The sequence below is a fragment of the Staphylococcus sp. FSL W8-0056 genome, from assembly GCF_037963075.1.
Taxonomy (GTDB): domain Bacteria; phylum Bacillota; class Bacilli; order Staphylococcales; family Staphylococcaceae; genus Staphylococcus; species Staphylococcus aureus.
In genome coordinates this window covers 1,854,817-1,878,606 of sequence record NZ_CP150142.1, presented here as the reverse complement: position 1 = coordinate 1,878,606, position 23,790 = coordinate 1,854,817, and the positions used below count along the sequence as shown (strand labels likewise).

The window sequence follows — 23,790 nt, the reverse complement described above, 5'->3', positions numbered from 1 at the left end:
CGTAAATTAATGTCCTGGGCGCTACAATGTTATAGGAAATGCGATTAAAATCGCAGTGAACAAAGGGTATACAGTTGTTCGCATACGCGTCCAACTGCATAAGAAACACTAAAAGAATGTAATTCATAGTGTTTCTAAAATTTATTCAGGTTAAGGAGTATTAAGATGACAGCAGAAACGAATTATTTTTGGTTGAATTGTGGATATAACCGTTGGAATCATAATGAACCGTTAGTAGGACAAACAGCTTTATTTGAATCAGGCGCACATTTTAACCCATCTCAAGGATTTAGAGCGTTTAAAAAGGCTAAAGTAGGAGATCAAGTCATCTTTTATCAAGTTCAGACGGATACTGGACTACTTGGATGTGGTGAAATTATTAGTGTTGAAACAGGTGCACAAAATAAAATACGTGTACAGTTTCGTTTTAATGAACAATTGAAACCATTAACAGCTGATTATTTAAAGCGTAGTGAAGCTTTGGAATTTCGTATGAGTAATATGAAAGAGACATTGTTCAACCAAATCACTGCAGAAGAGTTTGATTTAATAAGTGGTCTTGGTAAAGGCGAAATTAAGATACCACGTTATTTCTTTTTAGCTGAAACTGAAGAATTTGAACCTGGAAACCAATATACGATTTATACGCACACGTACAACGGTATTAAACGTAATGGTTATCATTTTTATACTCAGTTAGAAGAAGGCGACAATATTATTTTTTATAATCGAACGAAAAATCAATCTGTCGTTGGAATTGGAGAAGTTTCAAAGCATATTCATGAAAAACCACCAATTCCTGGTAGAACAAATAGTACAGTGATTGAAGTGTCTTATGAGAAAGACATTACGCCGATTACATTAAGTACATTAAATAAGCATCCTAAATTGAAAAATTTATATTTCCTTCAAGAAAATGCAAAACAGGCTATTGCAAGTATGTCACAAGCACAGTATGATGCAATTATTGAAATGAGCGATAATAATGGATTGAAATCTCCATTTGAAATGGTTAAAAAACCAGATATGCTTGAAAGTGAAAAAGAAGAAGCGTTAAAGCCATTTATTTTACTTGTTGTAGATCGAAAAGAAGAGGGCTTAAAAGCGGCTAATGACTTATTGCAAAAAGCGAATGCAAATCCTGTTATAACAACAGGTCATCCTGATTTTTCAGAAGATATGCTTTATGGCAAGTATTTACCAAATGAAACAGGGGCATTATACTATCGTGAAGGGTTTATTACTCAATTAATGCCTAAAAAGGATAAAAGTTATTTAGTTATTGACAATTTTAATCGTATAGATACAGACATTTTCCAAACGTATATTAATGTGTTAGAAGGCTATGAAGTAACATTACCACGTTATAATAAAGACGGTAATATGATTAAATGGTCACGACAAAAAGATTCTTTCTATTATTTCAATCCTAATTGGCATATTGTAGGTATTACATATGACAGTTTAGAGGAAATTAAGGAGAAATATTCAGAGCAGTTTTTAAAATACACACGTATAGTCAAAGTCAAACATGACTAATGATATATGGTAGTTTTTGAAAAGAAGTAAGGATAGGATTAAAAATTGCATAATTGCATATTTGAATAACCGCATAAAGAAAAATGACGGGTAATCAACCATAAGAGCTAATTAAGAGCTTATGATAGATTGCTCGTTTTTATTTTAATAAATAATAAAGACAGTATATGAATATAAATGAATTTATGTTACTGAATTAAAACTTTATATGAGTTTTCCAGTCGTATGTTGAATAAGACGAATGACCAAACGCTAAGTTAATAATAAGAAATAAGATTACACTGTAGATTGAGAAATTTAAAGTAAATAAAAAATACATTATACAATAAATATAAAACTGAAAAATAAATTTTATGGCAATTTCGTGTCGCGAGGACTTATCAAGTGACAACCTTGTTTAAATGTTTTTAAATTAGGAAAAATGACTATAAGTACTATTAAAGGAGCGAATAAATTATGCCAATCGTATATTATGATGGAAACTGTATATATTGTTATAACTATGTCATTTGGTTAATTCAACATGACCTACCAAGAAATTATCAATTTGCCACGTTAAAAGGTGAAGTTGGACAACAATTTTTTAAACAACATCCAGAAGCGGCAAATAAAAATAGTGTGATTTTACAGAAAGGTGATCGTATATATTTTGAATCGCAGGCGATTATTAAACTAATCACAGCACTACCTAATCGAACTAAATTATTGGGCGTAGGTTTATGGCTTGTACCTAAACCAGTCCGTAATTTCGGTTATCGAATGTTTGCTAATAATAGAAATAGAATGTGGAAAACAACATGGCACCAACCAAATGATTATGAAAAATCGTTCTTTTTAGATGATAATGCGAAAGTAAAACTTACTGATTGATAAAACATACTTGCTAATTGATAATGGATATACTAGATGATGAATTAAAATTTAGACATTTAAAAAGCGGAACACCTTACATTTAGATTAGAATAATTATAAAAAAGAGAGTAAAAACACTTTACAGATTAGAATCATTATAATATAATAATTAATATAAACAAGCAAGACGTAGACAATTTTAAGGAGTGTATTAAATATGAGTAATCAACAAGATGTTGTAAAAGAATTGAATCAACAAGTAGCAAACTGGACAGTAGCTTACACAAAGCTACATAATTTCCACTGGTATGTGAAAGGACCTAACTTCTTCTCATTACACGTTAAATTTGAAGAATTATATAATGAAGCAAGCCAATATGTAGACGAATTAGCTGAAAGAATTTTAGCGGTAGGAGGAAACCCTGTAGGTACATTAACTGAATGCTTAGAGCAATCAATTGTTAAAGAAGCTGCGAAAGGTTACTCTGCAGAACAAATGGTTGAAGAATTATCACAAGACTTCACAAATATCTCAAAACAATTAGAAAACGCAATCGAAATTGCTGGTAATGCTGGCGATGATGTATCAGAAGATATGTTTATAGGTATGCAAACATCAGTAGATAAACATAATTGGATGTTTAAATCTTACTTAAGCTAATCTACAGATAAGTAATAATATAAATAAAAGCCAACACATAAATGGGGATACGCCCAGAATGTGTTGGCTTTTTGAGTTTAATCGCATTGTTAAAGAGCAATTAAAGTCAATTTAAATAAGTTACTCTGCGATTTCTAAAGCGATTTCCATCATTTGTGTAAATGAATTTTGACGTTCTTCAGGTGTAGTAGCTTCGTCACGTAAAATATGATCACTTACTGTGAAAATACCAAGTGCTTTTTTACCAGCATGAATCGCATTTAAATATAAACCAGCTGATTCCATTTCGATACCTAAAATACCCATTTTTTTCCAAGCATCATTGAATGTTGGATCGGCATTGTAAAATGTATCAGAAGATAATACGTTACCTACGTGTGTAGTAGCACCGATTTGGTCAGCGACATTTTTAGCTTTAGTTACTAACTCGAAGTCAGCGATAGGCGCGAAATGACCTGGAATATTGTATTGATCTACATAATTTGAATTAGTTGATGCAGCTTGTGCAATAATAACATCGTATAAGTTAACATTTTCTTGTAATGCGCCACAAGAACCGATACGAATGATTGTATCTACATCAAAGAAGTTGTATAACTCATATGAGTAAATACCAATACTTGGAATACCCATACCAGAACCCATTACAGAAACTTCTTTACCTTTATATGTACCAGTGTAACCAAACATGTTACGTACATCGTTAAATTGTTCAACATTTTCTAAAAAATTATCAGCAATATATTTTGCGCGTAGCGGATCGCCAGGCATTAATACTGTTTTAGCAATTTTTACTCCATTTGGTTGAATATGTGGTGTACCTTTTGTCATTTGTTATCTTCTCCTTAATATTCATTAATAATTTTAAGATAACATTTGTTTCCCTTTTTTGCGAATTTTTGTACTATAGAATTAAAGAATTATAAAAATATAATCCTGATTAGCTTGTTGTCAAGTCATCGTTCATAATGAAGATATCACGTTCAATTGTATTGTTTGTTTATGGGAAATGAATTAATGTAATAGTATATGTATGCGGTTACATAAAAAGCGAACATCTAACCTGATATTTAAATGAACCTGACGCTCAATCAACTAATTTACAACCGTATTTTTATAATCAACCATAAAGGAGGAGATAGAAATGAATAGTGCAAAATTGATTGATCACACTTTATTGAAGCCTGAGTCAACACGTACGCAAATCGATCAAATCATCGATGAAGCGAAAGCATACCATTTTAAATCTGTATGTGTGAATCCAACGCATGTTAAATATGCAGCAGAGCGACTAGCTGATTCAGAGGTGTTAGTTTGTACGGTAATAGGATTCCCATTAGGTGCATCGACAACTGCGACGAAAGCATTTGAAACAGAAGATGCGATTCAAAATGGTGCAGATGAAATTGACATGGTCATCAACATCGGCGCATTAAAAGATGGACGTTTTGATGATGTACAACAAGACATTGAAGCAGTGGTGAAAGCTGCGAAAGGTCACACAGTAAAAGTGATTATTGAGACGGTATTGTTGGACCATGACGAAATCGTAAAAGCGAGTGAATTAACAAAAGTGGCTGGTGCGGACTTCGTTAAAACTTCAACAGGTTTTGCAGGTGGCGGTGCGACTGCAGAAGACGTTAAATTAATGAAAGATACAGTAGGTGCTGATGTAGAAGTAAAAGCATCAGGTGGCGTACGTAATTTAGAAGATTTCAATAAAATGGTTGAAGCAGGTGCGACACGTATTGGTGCGAGCGCAGGCGTTCAAATTATGCAAGGTTTAGAAGCAGATTCAGATTACTAATTTTATAAAAATATGTAAGCATGGGACATCGTAACCATATATAAGTATGTCGATATCAGCTTTAAGACATCATAAATGCCATGATGATTCTAAGATAATTTAATAGGGACTTTAACGTTATAACCAATCTATTTAAGAATAATAACATCGCATTGAAATTGTGATATTAAAAATGAAATCGATAGCTTGCTATAATAATTTTCGCTTGTGCTTTTAAAAATGGACTAGAGAAAGCGCAGATGCTTTGTCCTAAGCTTTTTAAGAAAAGGATGATAAAAATGAGAATGATAGACATTATTGAGAAAAAGCGTGACGGTCATACACTAACAACGGAAGAAATTAATTTCTTTATTGACGGCTATGTTAAAGGGGATATTCCTGATTACCAAGCATCAAGTTTAGCAATGGCGATTTATTTCCAAGATATGAATGATGATGAGTGTGCAGCATTAACGATGGCTATGGTTAATTCTGGTGATATGATAGATTTGAGTGATATTAAAGGTGTCAAAGTAGATAAGCACTCAACAGGTGGTGTAGGAGATACAACTACATTGGTTTTAGCACCATTAGTAGCAGCTGTAGATGTTCCTGTTGCAAAAATGAGTGGGCGTGGATTAGGTCATACAGGTGGTACGATTGATAAATTAGAAGCAATTGATGGTTTTCATGTTGAAATAGATGAAGCAACATTTGTGAAATTGGTTAATGAAAATAAAGTGGCAGTTGTAGGACAATCAGGAAATTTAACTCCTGCAGACAAAAAATTATATGCCTTAAGGGATGTTACTGGTACTGTCAATTCAATACCATTAATTGCCTCTTCAATTATGAGTAAAAAGATTGCTGCTGGTGCAGATGCAATTGTATTAGATGTAAAAACTGGTAGCGGTGCATTTATGAAAACATTAGAAGATGCTGAAGCATTAGCGCACGCAATGGTACGTATTGGTAATAATGTGGGACGTAATACGATGGCGATTATTTCTGATATGAATCAGCCACTTGGACGTGCGATTGGCAATGCGCTTGAGTTACAAGAAGCAATTGATACGTTGAAAGGACAAGGTCCGAAAGATTTAACAGAACTTGTATTAACATTAGGTTCTCAAATGGTTGTACTTGCAAACAAAGCTGAAACGCTTGAAGAAGCGAGAGCGTTGCTAATTGAGGCAATTAATTCAGGTGCAGCATTAGAAAAATTCAAAACATTTATTAAAAACCAAGGTGGCGACGAAACTGTTATTGACCATCCAGAGCGTTTGCCACAAGCTCAATATCAAATTGAATATAAAGCTAAAAAATCAGGTTATGTGACTGAATTAGTCTCTAACGATATAGGTGTCGCTTCGATGATGTTAGGAGCGGGACGTTTAACAAAAGAGGATGATATTGATTTAGCGGTTGGTATTGTTTTAAATAAAAAAATTGGTGATAAAGTAGAAGAAGGAGAATCATTATTAACGATTCACAGTAATCGCCAAGATGTAGACGATGTTGTTAAAAAATTAGATTCAAGCATAACAATTGCTGATCATGTTGTATCGCCTACATTAATTCATAAAATCATTACAGAGTAGGAGTTGAAGCTGATTGAACATACTAAGATATTTATTAGGAATAGGTTTTAGTGTAATAGGTGTATTGCATTTTACACGAGAACGACAATTTAGAAATATCATACCGAAATGTTTGCCACTTCGAAAAACAGCGGTTCTTGTTACAGGAATCTTTGAGATATTATTTGGACTTGCACTTTTAATTAAAAGACCATCTCAATGCTTGAAAAATACAATCAATCTATTCTTGCTAGCTGTATTCCCAGCTAATATCTATATGGCAGTTAAAAAGTTACCTTTAGGAGATAAACAATTGCCAACATGGCAACTATATTTAAGGTTACCTATGCAGTTCGTGTTAATGGGACTAATTAAGAAATTATAGTGGTTCTCAAATAAATCGGACAAATGTTAAAGATTTTACTTTTTCATTTGTTCGATTTTTTGACTTTGAAGCATAATAAAAAGCAGTTGGACAATGGCGATTGTAACATCATTGTTCGACTGCTTTTCTGATTAACTTGATTGACTAAGATTTATTTTCCTGTACCGAAAACATCATGCCATTCGTTTCGTTTGTCTAGAAATGCTTGAGCGATAGTTTTAGCACCTTCTAATGAATGACTTGCTGCCCAGCCACATTGTACTTCATTACAAGCAGGCACTTCAGTAGCATTTAGCACATCATTTAAAGTTGCTTCAACAATATTTAATACATCATCATAATTATCATGATTAATAAATGATACATAGAAACCAGTTTGGCAACCCATAGGACTTAAATCAACAACTTTGTCACTATGATTTCTAATATTTTCAGCCATTAAATGTTCTAATGAATGTAGTCCTGGCATATCCATATGTTCTTTGTTTGGTTGTTTGAAACGAATGTCGTATTTGTGAATGACATCTCCGTTTAATCCTTCCATCGTTCCCGCTAATCTAATAAATGGGGCAACCACTTTAGTATGATCTAAATTGAAACTTTCAACATTCATTTTTGTCATTTTGAATTTCCTCCTATTTACTACTCAAAACTATAAAACGCTTATGATTTGTTGCAATATAAAACTTAAGTTTGTTGTAAGTTGTGTTTCTAACAATACTTAAATTGTAACAATAGGGCTTATGTTTTACAATTTGAAACTGTTTTATAAATTTATGAAAGGCTTTTAGTTATTAGAAAATTTTGTAAATAAAGAAAAACTAGATGACATCATGAGATAAAACCGATAGAATAAGTAATAATTCATTTTGAAAGAACAAAATATTGTGGATGATTAAAATGAGTGTAGGGTAAAAGGGAGATAGTAAAAAATGAGTGAAAAACAACAAATTCTCGATTATATAGAAACAAATAAATATAGTTATATCGAAATCAGTCATAGAATTCATGAACGTCCTGAACTTGGTAATGAAGAAATATTTGCGTCTCGAACTTTAATAGATCGTTTGAAAGAGCATGATTTTGAAATTGAAACCGAGATTGCTGGGCATGCAACTGGGTTTATAGCGACATATGATTCAGGTCTTGACGGGCCAGCTATAGGTTTTTTAGCAGAATACGATGCTTTGCCAGGGTTGGGTCATGCTTGTGGTCATAATATCATTGGAACTGCAAGTGTGCTTGGTGCAATTGGTTTGAAGCAAGTGATTGACCAAATTGGTGGTAAAGTAGTCGTTCTTGGATGTCCAGCTGAAGAAGGTGGGGAAAATGGTAGCGCTAAAGCTTCTTATGTCAAGGCTGGTGTGATTGATCAAATAGACATTGCCTTAATGATTCATCCGGGAAATGAAACTTATAAAACGATTGATACTTTGGCAGTGGATGTTTTAGATGTTAAATTTTACGGAAAAAGTGCTCATGCCTCTGAAAATGCAGATGAAGCGTTAAATGCATTAGACGCTATGATTAGTTATTTTAATGGTGTAGCACAACTACGACAACATATTAAAAAAGATCAACGTGTGCATGGTGTGATTTTAGATGGCGGGAAAGCAGCTAATATTATTCCAGACTATACACATGCTCGTTTTTATACTAGAGCAATGACGCGTAAAGAATTGGATATATTAACAGAAAAAGTAAATCAAATCGCACGTGGAGCTGCGATACAGACTGGTTGTGATTATGAATTTGGTCCAATTCAAAACGGTGTGAATGAATTCATTAAAACGCCGAAATTAGATGATTTATTTGCTAAATATGCTGAAGAAGTTGGTGAAGCAGTTATTGATGATGATTTTGGTTATGGCTCTACGGATACAGGGAACGTAAGTCATGTTGTGCCAACAATACATCCTCATATTAAAATAGGATCACGTAATTTAGTAGGACATACGCATAGATTTAGAGAGGCGGCTGCGAGTGTACATGGTGATGAAGCATTAATTAAAGGTGCTAAAATAATGGCGTTGATGGGGTTAGAGTTAATTACAAATCAAGACGTTTATCAAGACATTATTGAAGAGCATGCGCATTTGAAAGGGAATGGGAAGTAATGACAAATAATGGTAATGAGCCGAACTTAACGTTAAGTGATTTATATGACAAAGATGTTGTCTATACGTCAAGACCTTCGTATATATCGAATCCATGGTTGAAACCGGACGAACATCAATCTAATTTTTTAACTGGTAGGGAGTTATTAATAGCAAATCAATTACCTGTTATTGTTCACGAAGCTAGTGCGACAGACAAATTGCATCAGCTATTTCAAGTTATTGGTAAGGAAGTACCGAACTCAATTTTTACATTTAACAATCAGCAATCTTACGAAAACTTGATCAAACAATTGGCACATAAGGAAAATAAAAAGATTTATTTTCAATATATTCATGATGAAACAATCTTGAATCAGCAATATTATGCATTAGATAAAACGTTATTTGTTGCTTTAAATAATAAAGCAAGAATACCTGAATGGACAAATGGGAAGTTTTTACCAAAAAGAAAAGTTGTAAAAATTGAGCAATTCGAAAACGAGATTAAGAATTGGGAATTCCCGTTAGTAATTAAGCCGGGAGATGATCTTCCGACAGCAGGTGGCTATGGCGTTATGATTTGTTATCATGATGCAGATTTACAAAAAGCGATAACGCGTATTAAAGAGGCAACTGCTGAAACGAATTCGCTTATTATCGAACAGAAGATTGAAGAAAAAGCGAATTATTGCGTTCAGTTTGCATACTCGGAATCGCTAGGCATTCAATATCTTGGTGCGGCAACGCAATTAACGGATAAGTACGGATTTTATAACGGAAATGAAAATACTACTAATGTACCAGAGCACGTTATAGAAGCAGGTAGACAAATTATGGAAAACGGTGTGAATCAAGGATTCTTTGGTGTAGCTGGTTTTGACCTACTCGTCGATGAGGATGATAACGTTTATGCGATTGATTTAAACTTTAGACAAAATGGTTCAACGAGCATGTTATTACTTGCTAACGAGTTGAATTCAGGATATCAAAAGTTTTATAGTTATCATTCAAAAGGTGATAACACACATTTCTTCAATACGATTTTGAAATATGTCAAAGAAGGTAGTTTATACCCGTTATCTTATTATGATGGTGATTGGTACGGTGAAGATAAAGTTAAATCAAGGTTTGGCTGTATTTGGCATGGTGATTCAAAAGAAACAGTACTGGAGAATGAACGCGCATTTTTAGCTGAACTTGAACACTATTAGAGTTCGGAACATAAGGCGCTACAATGTTGTGTTGCCAGTAGTTGACTGAATATGCGTTTGTAACAAGCTTTTTTCGATTCTAGTCAACAGTAATTAAATTTATGATATGGCAATACTTTGTAATACTAATATTAAATGGCGACTTTTATTTCACTATGTTATAAGAGTTGCCATTTTGTTGATAAAGGTATACTAAAGGTTATCGTTTTGAAATTTTTAGTAACTAGATATGTTTCGTGTTATAGACCGAATTTGTGTATACGTAAAATTTAATGCTATTGAATTTTTAAAATGAAAAACATGACATTAAATTGAATTCATAATATGTCTAATTGACTAACTTGTTGGAGTCATTTACTATTTTATGTATGACATATTTTAAAAAGTGAGGGTCAAGCATGTCTTATAAAGCATATCCATTCTTTAGAGATATATTAATAAATGAATGTATTTATTTCGCCTCTAAAAATAAAAAACTAGTACGCCTAAATTATAAAAGTGAAGCGTATGTAGGCGTTTGGACAGAAGAAAGTGTGGCCGTATCATTTTTAACAAGTCGTGATATTCCATTTGATAAAGTTGTAAAAATGGACGTTGATCGTTTTGCTACTTATGAATTAGATGAATTGTTTGATGAACAAGACCATATTATTATGAATCAAACAATGGAAGAAGAAGGGCATCTACTAAACGTTGTAGCTGTTACACAAGAAGTGATGACGGAATTAGATAAAATTAGAATCAAAGAATTTGTCCAAGATGTAGCAAAATATGATGAAGTATACGGCTTAACTAAAAAAGGTAGTAAGCAGTTTATTCTCATTAGTGAAAATGATAGCGACGAAAAAAAGCCGCATATTATGCCTGTATGGAGTATTAAAAACAGAGCGTTAAAAGTTCGAGATGAAGATTTTGAAGAGTGTGATTTAATTACGATTGAAGGTTCTGTTTTCGGAGAATGGCTAGATGAACTTAGAGATGATCATAAAGCCGTTGCAATAGATTTAAAAACTGGCGTGGTTGGTACAATTGTTTCAGCGCAAAAATTGTCTAATGAACTTACATTTTAATTGAATTGAGTTGTAAGTAATTAAGTGATAATAAATGGAACAATACGTATTCCAAAACACGTAGACCATAAAATAAAAGGCCATTTATATAGCGTTTATTTAAAACAACGCGCATATAAATGGTCTTTTTCTATTTACCTAAATATAATGCACCAATAGCACCTGAAAATGCGCCGTTTTCAACATAGTACGGTTTGCAACCGCGTAACACAGTATAATCTTCCACAACTTTGCGTAATAAAGCGTTATTATGGAATGAAGAACCGATATAAACGATATTTTCAGTTTTAAATTCACGTGCAACAGTAATGGCCATTGTCGTAACAACTTCGCCAACGACACCAATAACGGCTGCTAATTTATTGCTAGGTGTAAAATCAGCATCTAAATGATGTAGTACATGACCAAAATTAGCTGCTGTTAAATCACCGGGAATGGGTGGTTCGGTATCTTTATAAATATGTCTAACCTTTAAATCGATAGTGTTACGATCACCGTGTTGTGCCATGTCAGTTAACTGTTTATAATCAGTGATTTGACTTAGTAAATAACCGAGTCCTTGAATCATGCCTCCACCTGTACCGATACCGCCTACACGACGTTGTGATTGGCCGTCGAAATAATGTAGTGACGTACCGGTACCAACATTTGCAAAAATATAATCTGCTAAGTCATGGCCTTGCTCTTTTAACAAAATACCTAGTCCTTGAGATGCAGCATCAAACTCTACAAAAATTTGTGCAGGAATGTTGATGTTTTCAGCAATGACACCTGCATTACCTCCAGTTAAGCATAATTTTTCAATTTGCTGTTGGTTTAACCATTCCACAACTTGATCAATATTTTTAGTTAATTCAGTTTTAAAAGTACGTTGGTTATCTTGCTCTTGAACGATTTTAATTAGTGTACCGCCAGCGTCAATGCCAACTTTCATAAGATTCCCACCTCATTATTAATGTCTATCCTTAAATAATAGTATAGTAAAATGACTAAAAAACAAGTAATAATAGTAATTATTAACAAATTTGATGCCATTGTATTTCGATATTGTAAGCGCATCGCAATTAATGTATTACAAACGTAGACGTTAAGTTATATATATTATTTTCTAGGAATTTTGAAGTTGTATAGGATTGTTAGTTAGTGACGCAATATTAAAAGTAGTTCGTACGCAGTGTATTTGTAAGTCTCTGATTAAAATGATGAGTAATGAGGAATAGCACATTAATTTTGAAATTTAAAAAAATATAAATAAGTAATTTATTTAACTTAGAGTAAATAATGGTATCGTAGTGAAATAATAGGTAAAATAATATGGGGATTCATGCTTCATATATAAAAAGATAGGGGTTAAATATATGGCTAAAGAACTTTGTTTTGAAGGTATCACTTTAAAAGCATTTGATGAACAATATCGTTCAGCAATTAATGATTTTGACTTGAATGAAAGACAACAAATATATTCATCTTTACCTAAAGAAGTTATTGATGATGCAATTAATGATGTTGATAGGATTGCTAACGTAGCAATAAACGATAAAAATGAAGTGGTGGGCTTTTTTGTATTACATCGTTACTATCAGCATGAAGGTTATGATACACCTGAAAATGTCGTTTATATTCGTTCATTATCGATTAATGAAAAATATCAAGGTTTTGGATATGGCACGAAAATAATGATGTCATTGCCGCAATATGTTCAAGGTGTATTTCCTGATTTTAATCATCTATATCTAGTAGTAGATGCGGAAAATGACAATGCTTGGAACCTATACGAACGTGCTGGATTCATGCATACAGCGACTAAAGAAGAAGGACCAATTGGCAAAGAACGACTATATTACTTGGACTTAGATTCAAAACATGTTTCGTCATTAAAGCTTGAAGAAGAAAGTCGTTCAGAAGTGACCAATGTACATATCATTAATTTAATGATTGATGGCCAAAAGGTTGGCTTTATCGCATTGGAGCAGATTGGTGAACGCATGAACATTGCTGCTATTGAAGTGGATAAATCATATCGCTTTAATGGTATTGGTTCAAGTGCGCTGCGACAATTGCCAACTTACTTAAGAAAAAACTATGACAACCTTAATGTGATTACGATGATTCTGTTTGGAGAGAATAATGATTTTAAACCATTATGTTTAAATAGTAATTTCGTTGAAATCGAACAAACTGATGATTATGTCGTTTTTGAAAAATATTTAAATTACTAACAGTGATTGCGAAATATGATATTGTCATTTATAATTTAGTTTTGTTACTATATATAAATGAATTCAGACGTATAAATTTAGATTATATCCTTCGAAAGGAAGTATTGGGCAATGAAAATTCAAGATTATACAAAACAAATGGTTGATGAAAAATCATTTATTGATATGGCTTATACATTATTGAATGATAAAGGCGAAACTATGAACTTATATGATATCATCGATGAGTTTAGAGCGTTAGGTGATTATGAGTACGAAGAAATTGAAAATCGCGTTGTACAATTTTACACAGATTTAAACACAGATGGTCGTTTTTTAAATGTTGGAGAAAATTTATGGGGATTACGTGATTGGTATTCGGTAGATGATATTGAAGAGAAAATCGCACCAACTATTCAAAAATTCGATATTCTGGATGCAGATGATGAAGAAGATCAAAACTTAAAATTATTGGGCGAAGATGAAATGGATGACGACGATGATATTCCAGCTCAAACAGATGATCAAGAAGAACTAAATGATCCAGAAGATGAGCAGGTTGAAGAAGAAATCAATCATTCGGATATAGTCATTGAAGAAGATGAAGATGAACTAGACGAAGACGAAGAAGTGTTTGAAGACGAAGAAGACTTCAACGATTAATTTTTTGTTTGACTTTTAGTTGAAAGATGATAAAATTTTATTCGGGCTCCTTTAAATAGGACACGTGTATAAAATTTATACGCTCCCCTTACAGAATTTGTGAGAGGGAGCGTTTTTTTATTTAATTGAGTAAATCAAGAAATGATAACGCAAAAATCAAAGTTGTAAATGATATACATAGTGACATAGCAGTATGGAAACGGTAAGTAAACAGAATTTAATTTTGTCGAATTCGACAAATAAACAACTTGAATGAGCTTGCTTTAATGTTATGTTTTACGTAATTTTTACAATTGATGAGGAAGCATTCCCTTTAATAATTAGGAGGTCAAGACATGACAAAATTTATTTTTGTAACAGGTGGCGTAGTTTCATCATTAGGGAAGGGTATTACAGCATCTTCTCTAGGTAGATTATTAAAAGATAGAGGTCTAAATGTAACAATTCAAAAATTCGATCCATACTTAAATGTTGACCCAGGTACAATGAGTCCTTATCAACATGGTGAAGTATTCGTAACGGATGATGGTGCAGAAACTGACCTAGACTTAGGACATTACGAAAGATTTATTGATATTAATTTAAACAAGTTTTCAAATGTGACAGCCGGTAAAGTGTATTCACACGTATTGAAAAAAGAACGTCGTGGTGATTACTTAGGCGGAACAGTTCAAGTTATTCCGCATATTACAAATGAAATTAAAGAACGTTTATTACTTGCAGGGGAAAGTACGAATGCAGACGTTGTTATCACTGAAATTGGCGGTACAACAGGTGATATTGAGTCATTACCGTTTATTGAAGCGATTCGTCAAATTCGTAGCGATTTAGGTAGAGAAAATGTTATGTATGTTCACTGTACATTACTGCCTTATATTAAAGCTGCTGGAGAAATGAAAACGAAGCCAACACAACATAGTGTTAAAGAATTACGAGGCTTAGGTATTCAACCAGACTTAATCGTTGTAAGAACTGAATATGAAATGACACAAGATTTAAAAGATAAAATTGCATTATTCTGTGACATTAATAAAGAAAGTGTTATTGAATGTCGTGATGCAGACTCTTTATACGAAATTCCATTACAATTAAGCCAACAAAATATGGATGATATCGTTATTAAACGTTTACAATTAAACGCGAAATATGAAACACAGCTTGATGAATGGAAACAGTTGTTAGATATCGTTAATAATTTAGATGGTAAAATTACAATTGGTTTAGTAGGTAAATATGTTAGCTTACAAGATGCATATTTATCAGTTGTTGAATCATTGAAACATGCTGGATATCCTTTTGCCAAAGATATTGACATTAGATGGATTGATTCAAGTGAAGTAACAGATGAAAATGCAGCCGAATACCTTGCAGATGTCGACGGTATTTTAGTACCAGGTGGATTTGGTTTCCGTGCAAGTGAAGGTAAAATTAGTGCAATTAAGTATGCTAGAGAAAACAATGTACCATTCTTTGGTATTTGTTTAGGAATGCAACTTGCAACAGTTGAATTTTCAAGAAACGTATTAGGACTTGAAGGCGCACATTCAGCTGAATTAGACCCAGCAACACCATACCCAATTATAGATTTATTACCAGAACAAAAAGATATCGAAGATTTAGGTGGTACATTACGCTTAGGCTTATATCCATGTTCTATTAAAGAAGGCACATTGGCACAAGATGTTTATGGTAAAGCGGAAATTGAAGAAAGACATCGTCATCGTTATGAATTTAATAATGACTATAGAGAACAATTAGAAGCAAATGGTATGGTAATTTCTGGTACAAGTCCAGATGGACGTTTAGTAGAAATGGTAGAGATTCCGACAAATGATTTCTTTATTGCTTGTCAATTCCACCCAGAATTCTTATCTAGACCAAATCGTCCGCACCCGATTTTTAAATCATTTATTGAAGCTTCATTAAAATATCAACAAAATAAATAAATTTGCTAATAAAACCGGTACTTTCATTGTTAAACATTGAAAGTACCGGTTTTTCGTATAATTTTAATATTATGTTAGTGACAAGGTATGAAATAACAATAGTGACTTTTATAATTCTAAGTCTCTTGTCATTTCAATCATTTGTGTATAAATGTCATAGTATACATAATTCAATGCTATCGCATGTGGCTGGACAATCTTATCATAATCTTCAGTATAGACTATAGGTCTTGGTGTAGATAAATCGATAAAATGTACGAGATGATCAGGGAAATCATCTGTTTTAGGTTTGTTGCTTATTAAGACCACATCGATATCTAAGTCGATAAGTTTTTGAATATCTAATGCAACTTGATCATTATAAAATGGTGCGAATAATAATACACGATCAGTTGAGTCAATTTCTTTAAAGTCTTTAATAGCGTCAAGTTTTCGGCTAGATTTTAAACGCTCATCACTATGTAGAATGAAACTTTCGAAAAACTGTAAATCATCATAACCTTTTACATAAACATAACCTTCGCCACCAATTGCTTGAATTAAACATTGGGCGGCCATTTGAATTTCTAAAGATTGTTTTTCTAGCCTATTAAAGATACCTATTAGTTGTGTGTTTAAGATTTTTGACATCTTTATCCTCCAATCTACTTATAAAATATTGTAATTAATGACTACATATTATGCAACGGCTTAAATTGTATAAAAATGTATACGTTTGCATTTAGTATAACTATCGCATTTTTCAAAAAATACACATTTAATCTGCAGTATTTCAATGCATTGACGCTATTTTTTTGATATAATTACTTTGAAAAATACGTGCGTAAGCACTCAAGGAGGAACTTTCATGCCTTTAGTTTCAATGAAAGAAATGTTAATTGATGCAAAAGAAAATGGTTATGCGGTAGGTCAATACAATATTAATAACCTAGAATTCACTCAAGCAATTTTAGAAGCGTCACAAGAAGAAAATGCACCTGTAATTTTAGGTGTTTCTGAAGGTGCTGCTCGTTACATGAGCGGTTTCTACACAATTGTTAAAATGGTTGAAGGGTTAATGCATGACTTAAACATCACTATTCCTGTAGCAATCCATTTAGACCATGGTTCAAGCTTTGAAAAATGTAAAGAAGCTATCGATGCTGGTTTCACATCAGTAATGATCGATGCTTCACACAGCCCATTCGAAGAAAACGTAGCAACAACTAAAAAAGTTGTTGAATACGCTCATGAAAAAGGTGTTTCTGTAGAAGCTGAATTAGGTACTGTTGGTGGACAAGAAGATGATGTTGTAGCAGACGGCATCATTTATGCTGATCCTAAAGAATGTCAAGAACTAGTTGAAAAAACTGGTATTGATGCATTAGCGCCAGCATTAGGTTCAGTTCATGGTCCATACAAAGGTGAACCAAAATTAGGATTTAAAGAAATGGAAGAAATCGGTTTATCTACAGGTTTACCATTAGTATTACACGGTGGTACTGGTATCCCGACTAAAGATATCCAAAAAGCAATTCCATTTGGTACAGCTAAAATTAACGTAAACACTGAAAACCAAATCGCTTCAGCAAAAGCAGTTCGTGACGTTTTAAATAACGACAAAGAAGTTTACGATCCTCGTAAATACTTAGGACCTGCACGTGAAGCCATCAAAGAAACAGTTAAAGGTAAAATTAAAGAGTTCGGTACTTCAAACCGCGCTAAATAATTAATATTTAGTTTTTAAGTTATTAATAACGTAGGGATATTAATTTTAAAAGAAGCAGACAAAATGGTGTTTGCTTCTTTTTTATGTCGTATAAGTAATAAATAAAACAGTTTGATTTTAAAATGAAAGCGTAAAAATGGTAAAATATACCAAAATTGATTGTGATATAATTATAAGGAAAATGAGCAATTTATGAAAAAAGTTTACGTACAAATCGTAGAATTAAAACTAAATAATTATCAAAACAACGTCAATATTTAGTTGAATAATCAGACTTTAGACCATGGTCAAGTGGGGAAGAACAGCATATATTAGTAAAGGTGAATGATTTGTTATTAATCAATCGAAAATAGAAAGACAAGATTTTAACGATTAAAATAAACTATTTTACAAATAAAGTAAAATTAATTTATAATGCTAATAATGCAAAAAATTAAAAAGTAATGGACAAAGGAGATAAATGATATGGCTCAAGAGGTAATAAAAATAAGAGGTGGACGCACACTAAATGGGGAAGTTAATATCAGTGGCGCGAAAAACAGTGCTGTAGCTATCATTCCTGCAACATTATTAGCTCAAGGACATGTGAAATTAGAAGGGTTACCGCAAATCTCTGATGTTAAAACTTTAGTGAGTTTATTAGAAGATTTAAATATTAAGGCATCACTAAATGGTACGGAATTAGAAGTTGATACAACTGAAATACAAAATGCTGCATTACCAAATAATAAAGTTGAATCATTACGTGCTTCATACTATATGATGGGTGCCATGTTAGGTAGATTTAAAAAATGTGTGATTGGTTTACCGGGAGGATGTCCACTTGGGCCACGTCCAATTGATCAACATATTAAAGGATTTAAAGCTTTAGGTGCTGAAATTGATGAATCAAGCACGACATCAATGAAAATTGAAGCTAAAGAATTAAAAGGTGCGCATATTTTTCTAGATATGGTTAGCGTAGGTGCAACAATTAACATTATGCTAGCTGCAGTTTATGCAACAGGACAAACTGTAATTGAAAATGCTGCTAAAGAACCGGAAGTAGTTGATGTTGCTAACTTCTTAACAAGTATGGGAGCTAATATTAAGGGAGCGGGCACATCAACAATTAAAATCAATGGTGTCAAAGAATTACATGGTTCTGAGTATCAAGTTATACCTGATAGAATTGAAGCAGGCACATATATGTGTATCGCTGCAGCATGTGGAGAAAATGTTATATTAAATAATATTGTTCCGAAACATGTAGAAACATTAACTGCTAAATTTAGTGAATTAGGTGTGAATGTTGATGTAAGAGACGAAAGAATTCGCATCAATAATAATGCGCCATATCAATTTGTTGATATTAAAACACTAGTATATCCAGGTTTTGCTACTGATTTGCAACAGCCTATTACACCATTATTATTTATGGCAAATGGTCCTTCATTTGTAACTGATACGATTTATCCGGAGCGTTTTAAACATGTTGAAGAATTAAAGCGCATGGGTGCAAATATTGAAGTTGACGAAGGCACAGCAACGATAAAACCATCAACATTACATGGTGCTGAAGTTTATGCTAGCGATTTAAGAGCAGGAGCTTGTTTAATTATTGCTGGTTTAATTGCTGAGGGTGTAACTACAATTTACAATGTAAAACATATTTATAGAGGTTATACAGATATTGTAGAACACTTAAAAGCTTTAGGTGCAGATATTTGGACGGAAACTGTATAGATTTATCTTGTTTTGTGGTATAATAATTATACTGATTAAAAAAGGGTGTTCGTTTACATTCTAAATTTATTGATGAGAGGTGAAGATGATGGAAGTATGTCCGTATCTCGAAGAAACTTTTAAAATACTTGGTAGAAGTTGGAATGGATTAATCATTAATTATCTCTCAAGATGTAATGACTGTTCAGCACACTTTTCCGATATGAAAAGAGATTTGAAAACAATAACACCACGTGCTTTAAGTCTTAAGTTGTCAGAGCTTGCACAATGGGAGTTAGTTGAGAAGCAAATCATTTCTACGAGTCCAGTACAAATTATTTATGTGCTAACTGAAAAAGGTAAAGCGTTAGCAGAGGCTTTACATCCAATTGAAGCATGGGCGCAATCATATGTCGATTTAACAGATCAACGTACTGCTAAATAATTACATGACGTTTAAACATAGCATTGATTATAACTATTTCTAAGTCTTCGCATTATTTGCGATGATGTGGGAATAGTTATTTTTATTTAAAAATATAAAAAAATAGATGCAGCAAAATTTTAAAGCATTTTATTTTGAACATATTAAAATGGAGCGTATCATAATGGAATGTAATGTTTATATCGTATGCATTACGGATAAATAATATATAAATCATTCTTGAGGAGTGAAAGAATAATGAGAGACTACACAAAGCAATACATTAATGGCGAATGGGTAGAAAGTAATAGTAATGAAACGATAGAAGTTATAAATCCAGCAACCGAAGAAGTAATCGGGAAAGTTGCTAAAGGTAATAAAGCTGATGTTGATAAAGCCGTCGAGGCGGCAGACGATGTTTATTTAGAGTTCCGTCATACATCTGTGAAAGAAAGACAAGCGTTATTAGATAAAATTGTAAAAGAATATGAAAACAGAAAAGACGATATTGTACAAGCTATTACGGATGAATTAGGTGCTCCTTTATCATTATCTGAGCGTGTCCATTATCAAATGGGACTAAACCATTTTGTTGCAGCGAGAGACGCATTAGATAACTACGAATTTGAAGAACGCCGCGGAGATGATTTAGTTGTTAAAGAAGCAATCGGTGTATCTGGATTAATTACACCGTGGAACTTCCCTACAAACCAAACATCATTAAAATTAGCAGCAGCATTTGCGGCTGGTAGTCCAGTTGTACTTAAACCATCTGAAGAAACACCATTTGCAGCTGTTATTTTAGCTGAGATTTTTGATAAAGTCGGTGTTCCTAAAGGTGTATTTAACCTTGTTAATGGTGATGGTGCTGGTGTTGGGAATCCTTTATCTGAACATCCTAAAGTACGCATGATGTCATTCACAGGATCAGGCCCTACTGGTTCTAAAATTATGGAAAAAGCCGCTAAAGATTTTAAAAAGGTATCATTAGAGCTTGGTGGCAAATCACCATATATCGTCCTAGATGACGTAGATATTAAAGAAGCGGCTAAAGCAACAACAGGCAAAGTTGTTAATAATACTGGTCAAGTATGTACAGCTGGTACACGTGTTTTAGTGCCTAACAAAATTAAAGATGCATTCTTAGCTGAATTAAAAGAACAATTTAGCCAAGTGCGTGTCGGTAATCCAAGAGAAGATGGTACACAAGTAGGCCCTATCATTAGTAAAAAACAATTTGATCAAGTACAAAATTATATTAATAAAGGTATTGAAGAAGGTGCTGAATTATTTTATGGTGGTCCTGGTAAACCAGAAGGACTTGAAAAAGGATACTTTGCACGTCCGACAATTTTTATTAATGTAGATAATCAAATGACGATAGCACAAGAAGAAATTTTTGGGCCAGTAATGTCAGTTATCACTTATAACGATTTAGATGAAGCGATTCAAATTGCAAATGATACAAAATATGGTTTGGCAGGATATGTTATTGGTAAGGACAAAGAAACATTGCATAAAGTAGCTCGTTCTATTGAAGCAGGTACAGTAGAAATAAACGAAGCAGGTAGAAAGCCAGATTTACCATTTGGTGGCTATAAACAATCTGGTTTAGGTCGTGAATGGGGCGATTATGGTATTGAAGAGTTCTTAGAAGTGAAATCTATAGCTGGATATTTTAAATAAATTTGATTTTTGAATTAAAAATCGCAATAAAACAGTGCACATGACTAATTAAGTTTTGTGTACTGTTTTAATTTTGCAATTTTTATAAATAGATTTTGTAATTAAAATAAAAATTTGCTATAGTTATTCATGTATTTAAAAGGTTGGGGATTAGCATAATGGGATTGTGCTAGCACAGTTATTTATGCATTGTCATGCCTATCTATTACTTACTAACTAAAAAATAATGAAATGGGTGTAAACTATATGCCTGAAAGAGAACGTACATCTCCTCAGTATGAATCATTCCACGAATTGTACAAGAACTATACTACCAAGGAACTCACTCAAAAAGCTAAAACTCTTAAGTTGACGAACTATAGTAAATTAAATAAAAAAGAACTTGTTCTAGCTATTATGGAAGCACAAATGGAAAAAGATGGTAACTATTATATGGAAGGTATCTTAGATGATATACAACCAGATGGTTATGGTTTTTTAAGAACAGTGAACTATTCTAAAGGGGAAAAAGATATTTATATATCTGCTAGCCAAATTCGTCGTTTTGAAATTAAACGTGGGGATAAAGTAACTGGGAAAGTTAGAAAACCTAAAGATAACGAAAAATATTATGGCTTATTACAAGTTGACTTTGTCAATGACCATAACGCAGAAGAAGTGAAGAAACGTCCGCATTTCCAAGCTTTGACACCACTTTATCCAGATGAGCGTATTAAATTAGAGACAGAAACACAAAATTATTCAACGCGCATCATGGATTTAGTAACACCGATTGGTTTAGGTCAACGTGGTTTAATAGTGGCGCCACCTAAAGCAGGTAAAACATCGTTATTAAAAGAAATAGCGAATGCAATCAGTACGAACAAACCAGATGCAAAGCTATTTATTTTGTTAGTTGGCGAGCGTCCTGAAGAGGTGACAGATTTAGAACGCTCAGTAGAAGCTGCTGAAGTCGTTCATTCAACGTTTGACGAACCACCAGAACACCATGTTAAAGTAGCTGAATTATTACTTGAACGTGCAAAGCGTTTAGTAGAAATTGGGGAAGATGTCATTATTTTAATGGATTCTATAACGAGATTAGCACGCGCTTATAACTTAGTTATTCCACCAAGTGGTCGTACATTATCAGGTGGTTTAGATCCTGCATCTTTACACAAACCAAAAGCATTCTTCGGTGCAGCGAGAAATATTGAAGCGGGTGGAAGTTTAACAATACTTGCAACTGCATTAGTTGATACGGGTTCACGTATGGACGATATGATTTACGAAGAATTTAAAGGAACAGGTAACATGGAGTTACATTTAGATCGTAAATTGTCTGAACGTCGTATCTTCCCTGCAATTGATATTGGCAGAAGTTCAACGCGTAAAGAAGAATTGTTAATAAGTAAATCTGAATTAGACACATTATGGCAATTAAGAAATCTATTCACTGACTCAACTGACTTTACTGAAAGATTTATTCGCAAACTTAAAAGGTCTAAGAATAATGAAGATTTCTTCAAGCAGCTACAAAAGTCTGCAGAAGAAAGTACTAAAACGGGTCGACCTATAATTTAATAAACATTATATAGGGGCTTGCGTTTTGAATTAATTACCTTTATAATTACACAGTATTGGGTAAAAACTCACAAATAACTCTGTTCCAGATGGTTCAGGGCAAAGGAGCTGAAAATAATGAAACAAGGAATTCATCCTGAGTATCACCAAGTAATCTTTTTAGATACTACTACAAACTTCAAATTCTTAAGCGGTTCTACAAAAACATCTTCAGAAATGATGGAGTGGGAAGATGGAAAAGAATACCCAGTTATTCGTTTAGATATTTCATCTGATTCACATCCATTCTACACTGGACGTCAAAAATTCGCTGCTGCGGATGGACGTGTGGAACGTTTCAACAAAAAGTTTGGTCTTAAATCAAACAACTAATATAGTAATCGTTAAGCTGTCTGCATCCTATAATGGAATTGTAGACAGCTTTTTTATTTATAAGCGTAGTAAGGGTATATACTTACGACTGTGTTCAAAGAAGTGACTCAATACCATGTTGTTAATACATAATGATAAATTTCCCCCTTTATTAAAGTTTGTATTGAGTAGAAACACCGCACGAATAAGAAGCAACAAATTAGAATAGCTGTATATAAATATGCAAGACAAATTTATAAAATAATTGTTCATGTACAATATCGATATAATTATGAAAAAGACATTTATGAATATTTGAAATATGATATAATAAAGCGATTATGTTTTGAAAAAGGTGGAACTC

At 33.0% G+C, this 23,790-nt stretch carries 22 protein-coding genes; 18 read left to right on the top strand and 4 right to left on the bottom strand.

The genetic code is table 11. The features are described 5' to 3' along the window. Window positions 1-165: 165 nt before the first annotated feature. From NSS86_RS09575 to NSS86_RS09565, 3 genes are all read left to right on the top strand, one after another. Complete coding sequence (locus tag NSS86_RS09575; RefSeq protein WP_000123398.1) at window positions 166-1,539, top strand: EVE domain-containing protein; 1,374 nt, start codon at window positions 166-168, stop codon at window positions 1,537-1,539. A gap of 456 nt (window positions 1,540-1,995) precedes the next feature. Then, window positions 1,996-2,409 (top strand): thiol-disulfide oxidoreductase DCC family protein, encoded by a 414-nt coding sequence (locus NSS86_RS09570; protein WP_001123303.1) that lies wholly within the window; start codon window positions 1,996-1,998, stop codon window positions 2,407-2,409. A gap of 199 nt (window positions 2,410-2,608) precedes the next feature. Further along, window positions 2,609-3,052: a Dps family protein gene (locus tag NSS86_RS09565; protein ID WP_000070866.1), complete on the top strand. Its 444-nt coding sequence runs from the start codon at window positions 2,609-2,611 to the stop codon at window positions 3,050-3,052. Between the two features lie 120 nt (window positions 3,053-3,172). On the opposite strand, the gene deoD is transcribed toward NSS86_RS09565, so the two are convergent. Further along, the gene (gene deoD, locus NSS86_RS09560) at window positions 3,173-3,883 is read right to left on the bottom strand and encodes a purine-nucleoside phosphorylase (RefSeq protein WP_000160304.1); all 711 of its coding nucleotides are present in this window, start codon (window positions 3,881-3,883) and stop codon (window positions 3,173-3,175) included. Window positions 3,884-4,196: 313 nt separating this feature from the next. Between deoD and deoC the strand changes: the two genes are divergently transcribed. From deoC to NSS86_RS09545, 3 genes are all read left to right on the top strand, one after another. Continuing rightward, window positions 4,197-4,859 (top strand): deoxyribose-phosphate aldolase, encoded by a 663-nt coding sequence (gene deoC / locus NSS86_RS09555; RefSeq protein ID WP_001083318.1) that lies wholly within the window; start codon window positions 4,197-4,199, stop codon window positions 4,857-4,859. Window positions 4,860-5,137: 278 nt separating this feature from the next. Next, complete coding sequence (locus tag NSS86_RS09550) at window positions 5,138-6,439, top strand: pyrimidine-nucleoside phosphorylase (RefSeq protein ID WP_001242298.1); 1,302 nt, start codon at window positions 5,138-5,140, stop codon at window positions 6,437-6,439. A gap of 13 nt (window positions 6,440-6,452) precedes the next feature. Further along, complete coding sequence (locus NSS86_RS09545) at window positions 6,453-6,803, top strand: membrane protein (protein ID WP_001024035.1); 351 nt, start codon at window positions 6,453-6,455, stop codon at window positions 6,801-6,803. 151 nt (window positions 6,804-6,954) lie between these two features. Here the strand turns inward: NSS86_RS09545 and NSS86_RS09540 are convergent, their stop codons facing one another. After that, window positions 6,955-7,425, bottom strand: coding sequence for an S-ribosylhomocysteine lyase (locus NSS86_RS09540; RefSeq protein ID WP_000164421.1), 471 nt, complete (start codon window positions 7,423-7,425; stop codon window positions 6,955-6,957). Between the two features lie 310 nt (window positions 7,426-7,735). Between NSS86_RS09540 and NSS86_RS09535 the strand changes: the two genes are divergently transcribed. The 3 genes from NSS86_RS09535 (at window position 7,736) to NSS86_RS09525 (ending at window position 11,183) form a co-directional block, all read left to right on the top strand. Then, window positions 7,736-8,920 carry a M20 family metallopeptidase gene (locus NSS86_RS09535; protein ID WP_001291497.1) on the top strand — a complete coding sequence of 395 codons (1,185 nt, stop codon included), beginning with the start codon at window positions 7,736-7,738 and terminating at the stop codon, window positions 8,918-8,920. Further along, window positions 8,920-10,113 carry a hypothetical protein gene (locus NSS86_RS09530; RefSeq protein WP_000183717.1) on the top strand — a complete coding sequence of 398 codons (1,194 nt, stop codon included), beginning with the start codon at window positions 8,920-8,922 and terminating at the stop codon, window positions 10,111-10,113. Before NSS86_RS09535 ends, NSS86_RS09530 begins: the two co-directional genes overlap by 1 nt. A 398-nt stretch (window positions 10,114-10,511) precedes the next feature. After that, window positions 10,512-11,183 (top strand): DUF2750 domain-containing protein, encoded by a 672-nt coding sequence (locus NSS86_RS09525; protein ID WP_000120549.1) that lies wholly within the window; start codon window positions 10,512-10,514, stop codon window positions 11,181-11,183. A 130-nt stretch (window positions 11,184-11,313) separates the two neighbouring features. Here NSS86_RS09525 and coaW read toward each other — a convergent pair whose 3' ends face one another. Next, window positions 11,314-12,117 carry a type II pantothenate kinase gene (coaW, locus tag NSS86_RS09520; RefSeq protein WP_000862728.1) on the bottom strand — a complete coding sequence of 268 codons (804 nt, stop codon included), beginning with the start codon at window positions 12,115-12,117 and terminating at the stop codon, window positions 11,314-11,316. 424 nt (window positions 12,118-12,541) lie between these two features. Between coaW and NSS86_RS09515 the strand changes: the two genes are divergently transcribed. The 3 genes from NSS86_RS09515 to NSS86_RS09505 all read left to right on the top strand — a co-directional run bounded on the left by NSS86_RS09515 (window position 12,542) and on the right by NSS86_RS09505 (window position 15,990). Further along, a complete protein-coding gene (locus NSS86_RS09515) occupies window positions 12,542-13,402 on the top strand; it encodes a GNAT family N-acetyltransferase (RefSeq protein WP_001040743.1) in 861 nt (286 codons plus the stop codon). A 111-nt stretch (window positions 13,403-13,513) separates the two neighbouring features. Then, window positions 13,514-14,044, top strand: a complete 531-nt coding sequence (gene rpoE, locus NSS86_RS09510; RefSeq protein ID WP_000701483.1) for a DNA-directed RNA polymerase subunit delta — start codon at window positions 13,514-13,516, stop codon at window positions 14,042-14,044. A gap of 335 nt (window positions 14,045-14,379) precedes the next feature. Beyond that, complete coding sequence (locus NSS86_RS09505) at window positions 14,380-15,990, top strand: CTP synthase (protein ID WP_000159960.1); 1,611 nt, start codon at window positions 14,380-14,382, stop codon at window positions 15,988-15,990. A 108-nt stretch (window positions 15,991-16,098) separates the two neighbouring features. On the opposite strand, the gene NSS86_RS09500 is transcribed toward NSS86_RS09505, so the two are convergent. Further along, the gene (locus tag NSS86_RS09500; protein ID WP_000036002.1) at window positions 16,099-16,620 is read right to left on the bottom strand and encodes a DUF2529 domain-containing protein; all 522 of its coding nucleotides are present in this window, start codon (window positions 16,618-16,620) and stop codon (window positions 16,099-16,101) included. A gap of 217 nt (window positions 16,621-16,837) precedes the next feature. Between NSS86_RS09500 and fdaB the strand changes: the two genes are divergently transcribed. The 6 genes from fdaB to NSS86_RS09470 all read left to right on the top strand — a co-directional run bounded on the left by fdaB (window position 16,838) and on the right by NSS86_RS09470 (window position 23,447). Further along, window positions 16,838-17,698: a class IIb fructose-bisphosphate aldolase FdaB gene (gene fdaB, locus NSS86_RS09495; RefSeq protein WP_001131841.1), complete on the top strand. Its 861-nt coding sequence runs from the start codon at window positions 16,838-16,840 to the stop codon at window positions 17,696-17,698. A gap of 465 nt (window positions 17,699-18,163) precedes the next feature. Next, complete coding sequence (locus NSS86_RS09490; protein WP_000046602.1) at window positions 18,164-19,423, top strand: UDP-N-acetylglucosamine 1-carboxyvinyltransferase; 1,260 nt, start codon at window positions 18,164-18,166, stop codon at window positions 19,421-19,423. Window positions 19,424-19,511: 88 nt separating this feature from the next. Next, the gene (locus tag NSS86_RS09485; protein WP_000451438.1) at window positions 19,512-19,847 is read left to right on the top strand and encodes a helix-turn-helix domain-containing protein; all 336 of its coding nucleotides are present in this window, start codon (window positions 19,512-19,514) and stop codon (window positions 19,845-19,847) included. A gap of 237 nt (window positions 19,848-20,084) precedes the next feature. Further along, the gene (locus NSS86_RS09480; RefSeq protein WP_001206093.1) at window positions 20,085-21,512 is read left to right on the top strand and encodes an aldehyde dehydrogenase family protein; all 1,428 of its coding nucleotides are present in this window, start codon (window positions 20,085-20,087) and stop codon (window positions 21,510-21,512) included. 246 nt (window positions 21,513-21,758) lie between these two features. Then, on the top strand, window positions 21,759-23,075 hold the full coding sequence (gene rho, locus NSS86_RS09475; protein WP_001115101.1) for a transcription termination factor Rho: 1,317 nt from the start codon (window positions 21,759-21,761) through the stop codon (window positions 23,073-23,075). A gap of 117 nt (window positions 23,076-23,192) precedes the next feature. Further along, complete coding sequence (locus tag NSS86_RS09470) at window positions 23,193-23,447, top strand: type B 50S ribosomal protein L31 (RefSeq protein ID WP_000808968.1); 255 nt, start codon at window positions 23,193-23,195, stop codon at window positions 23,445-23,447. Window positions 23,448-23,790: the final 343 nt, after the last annotated feature.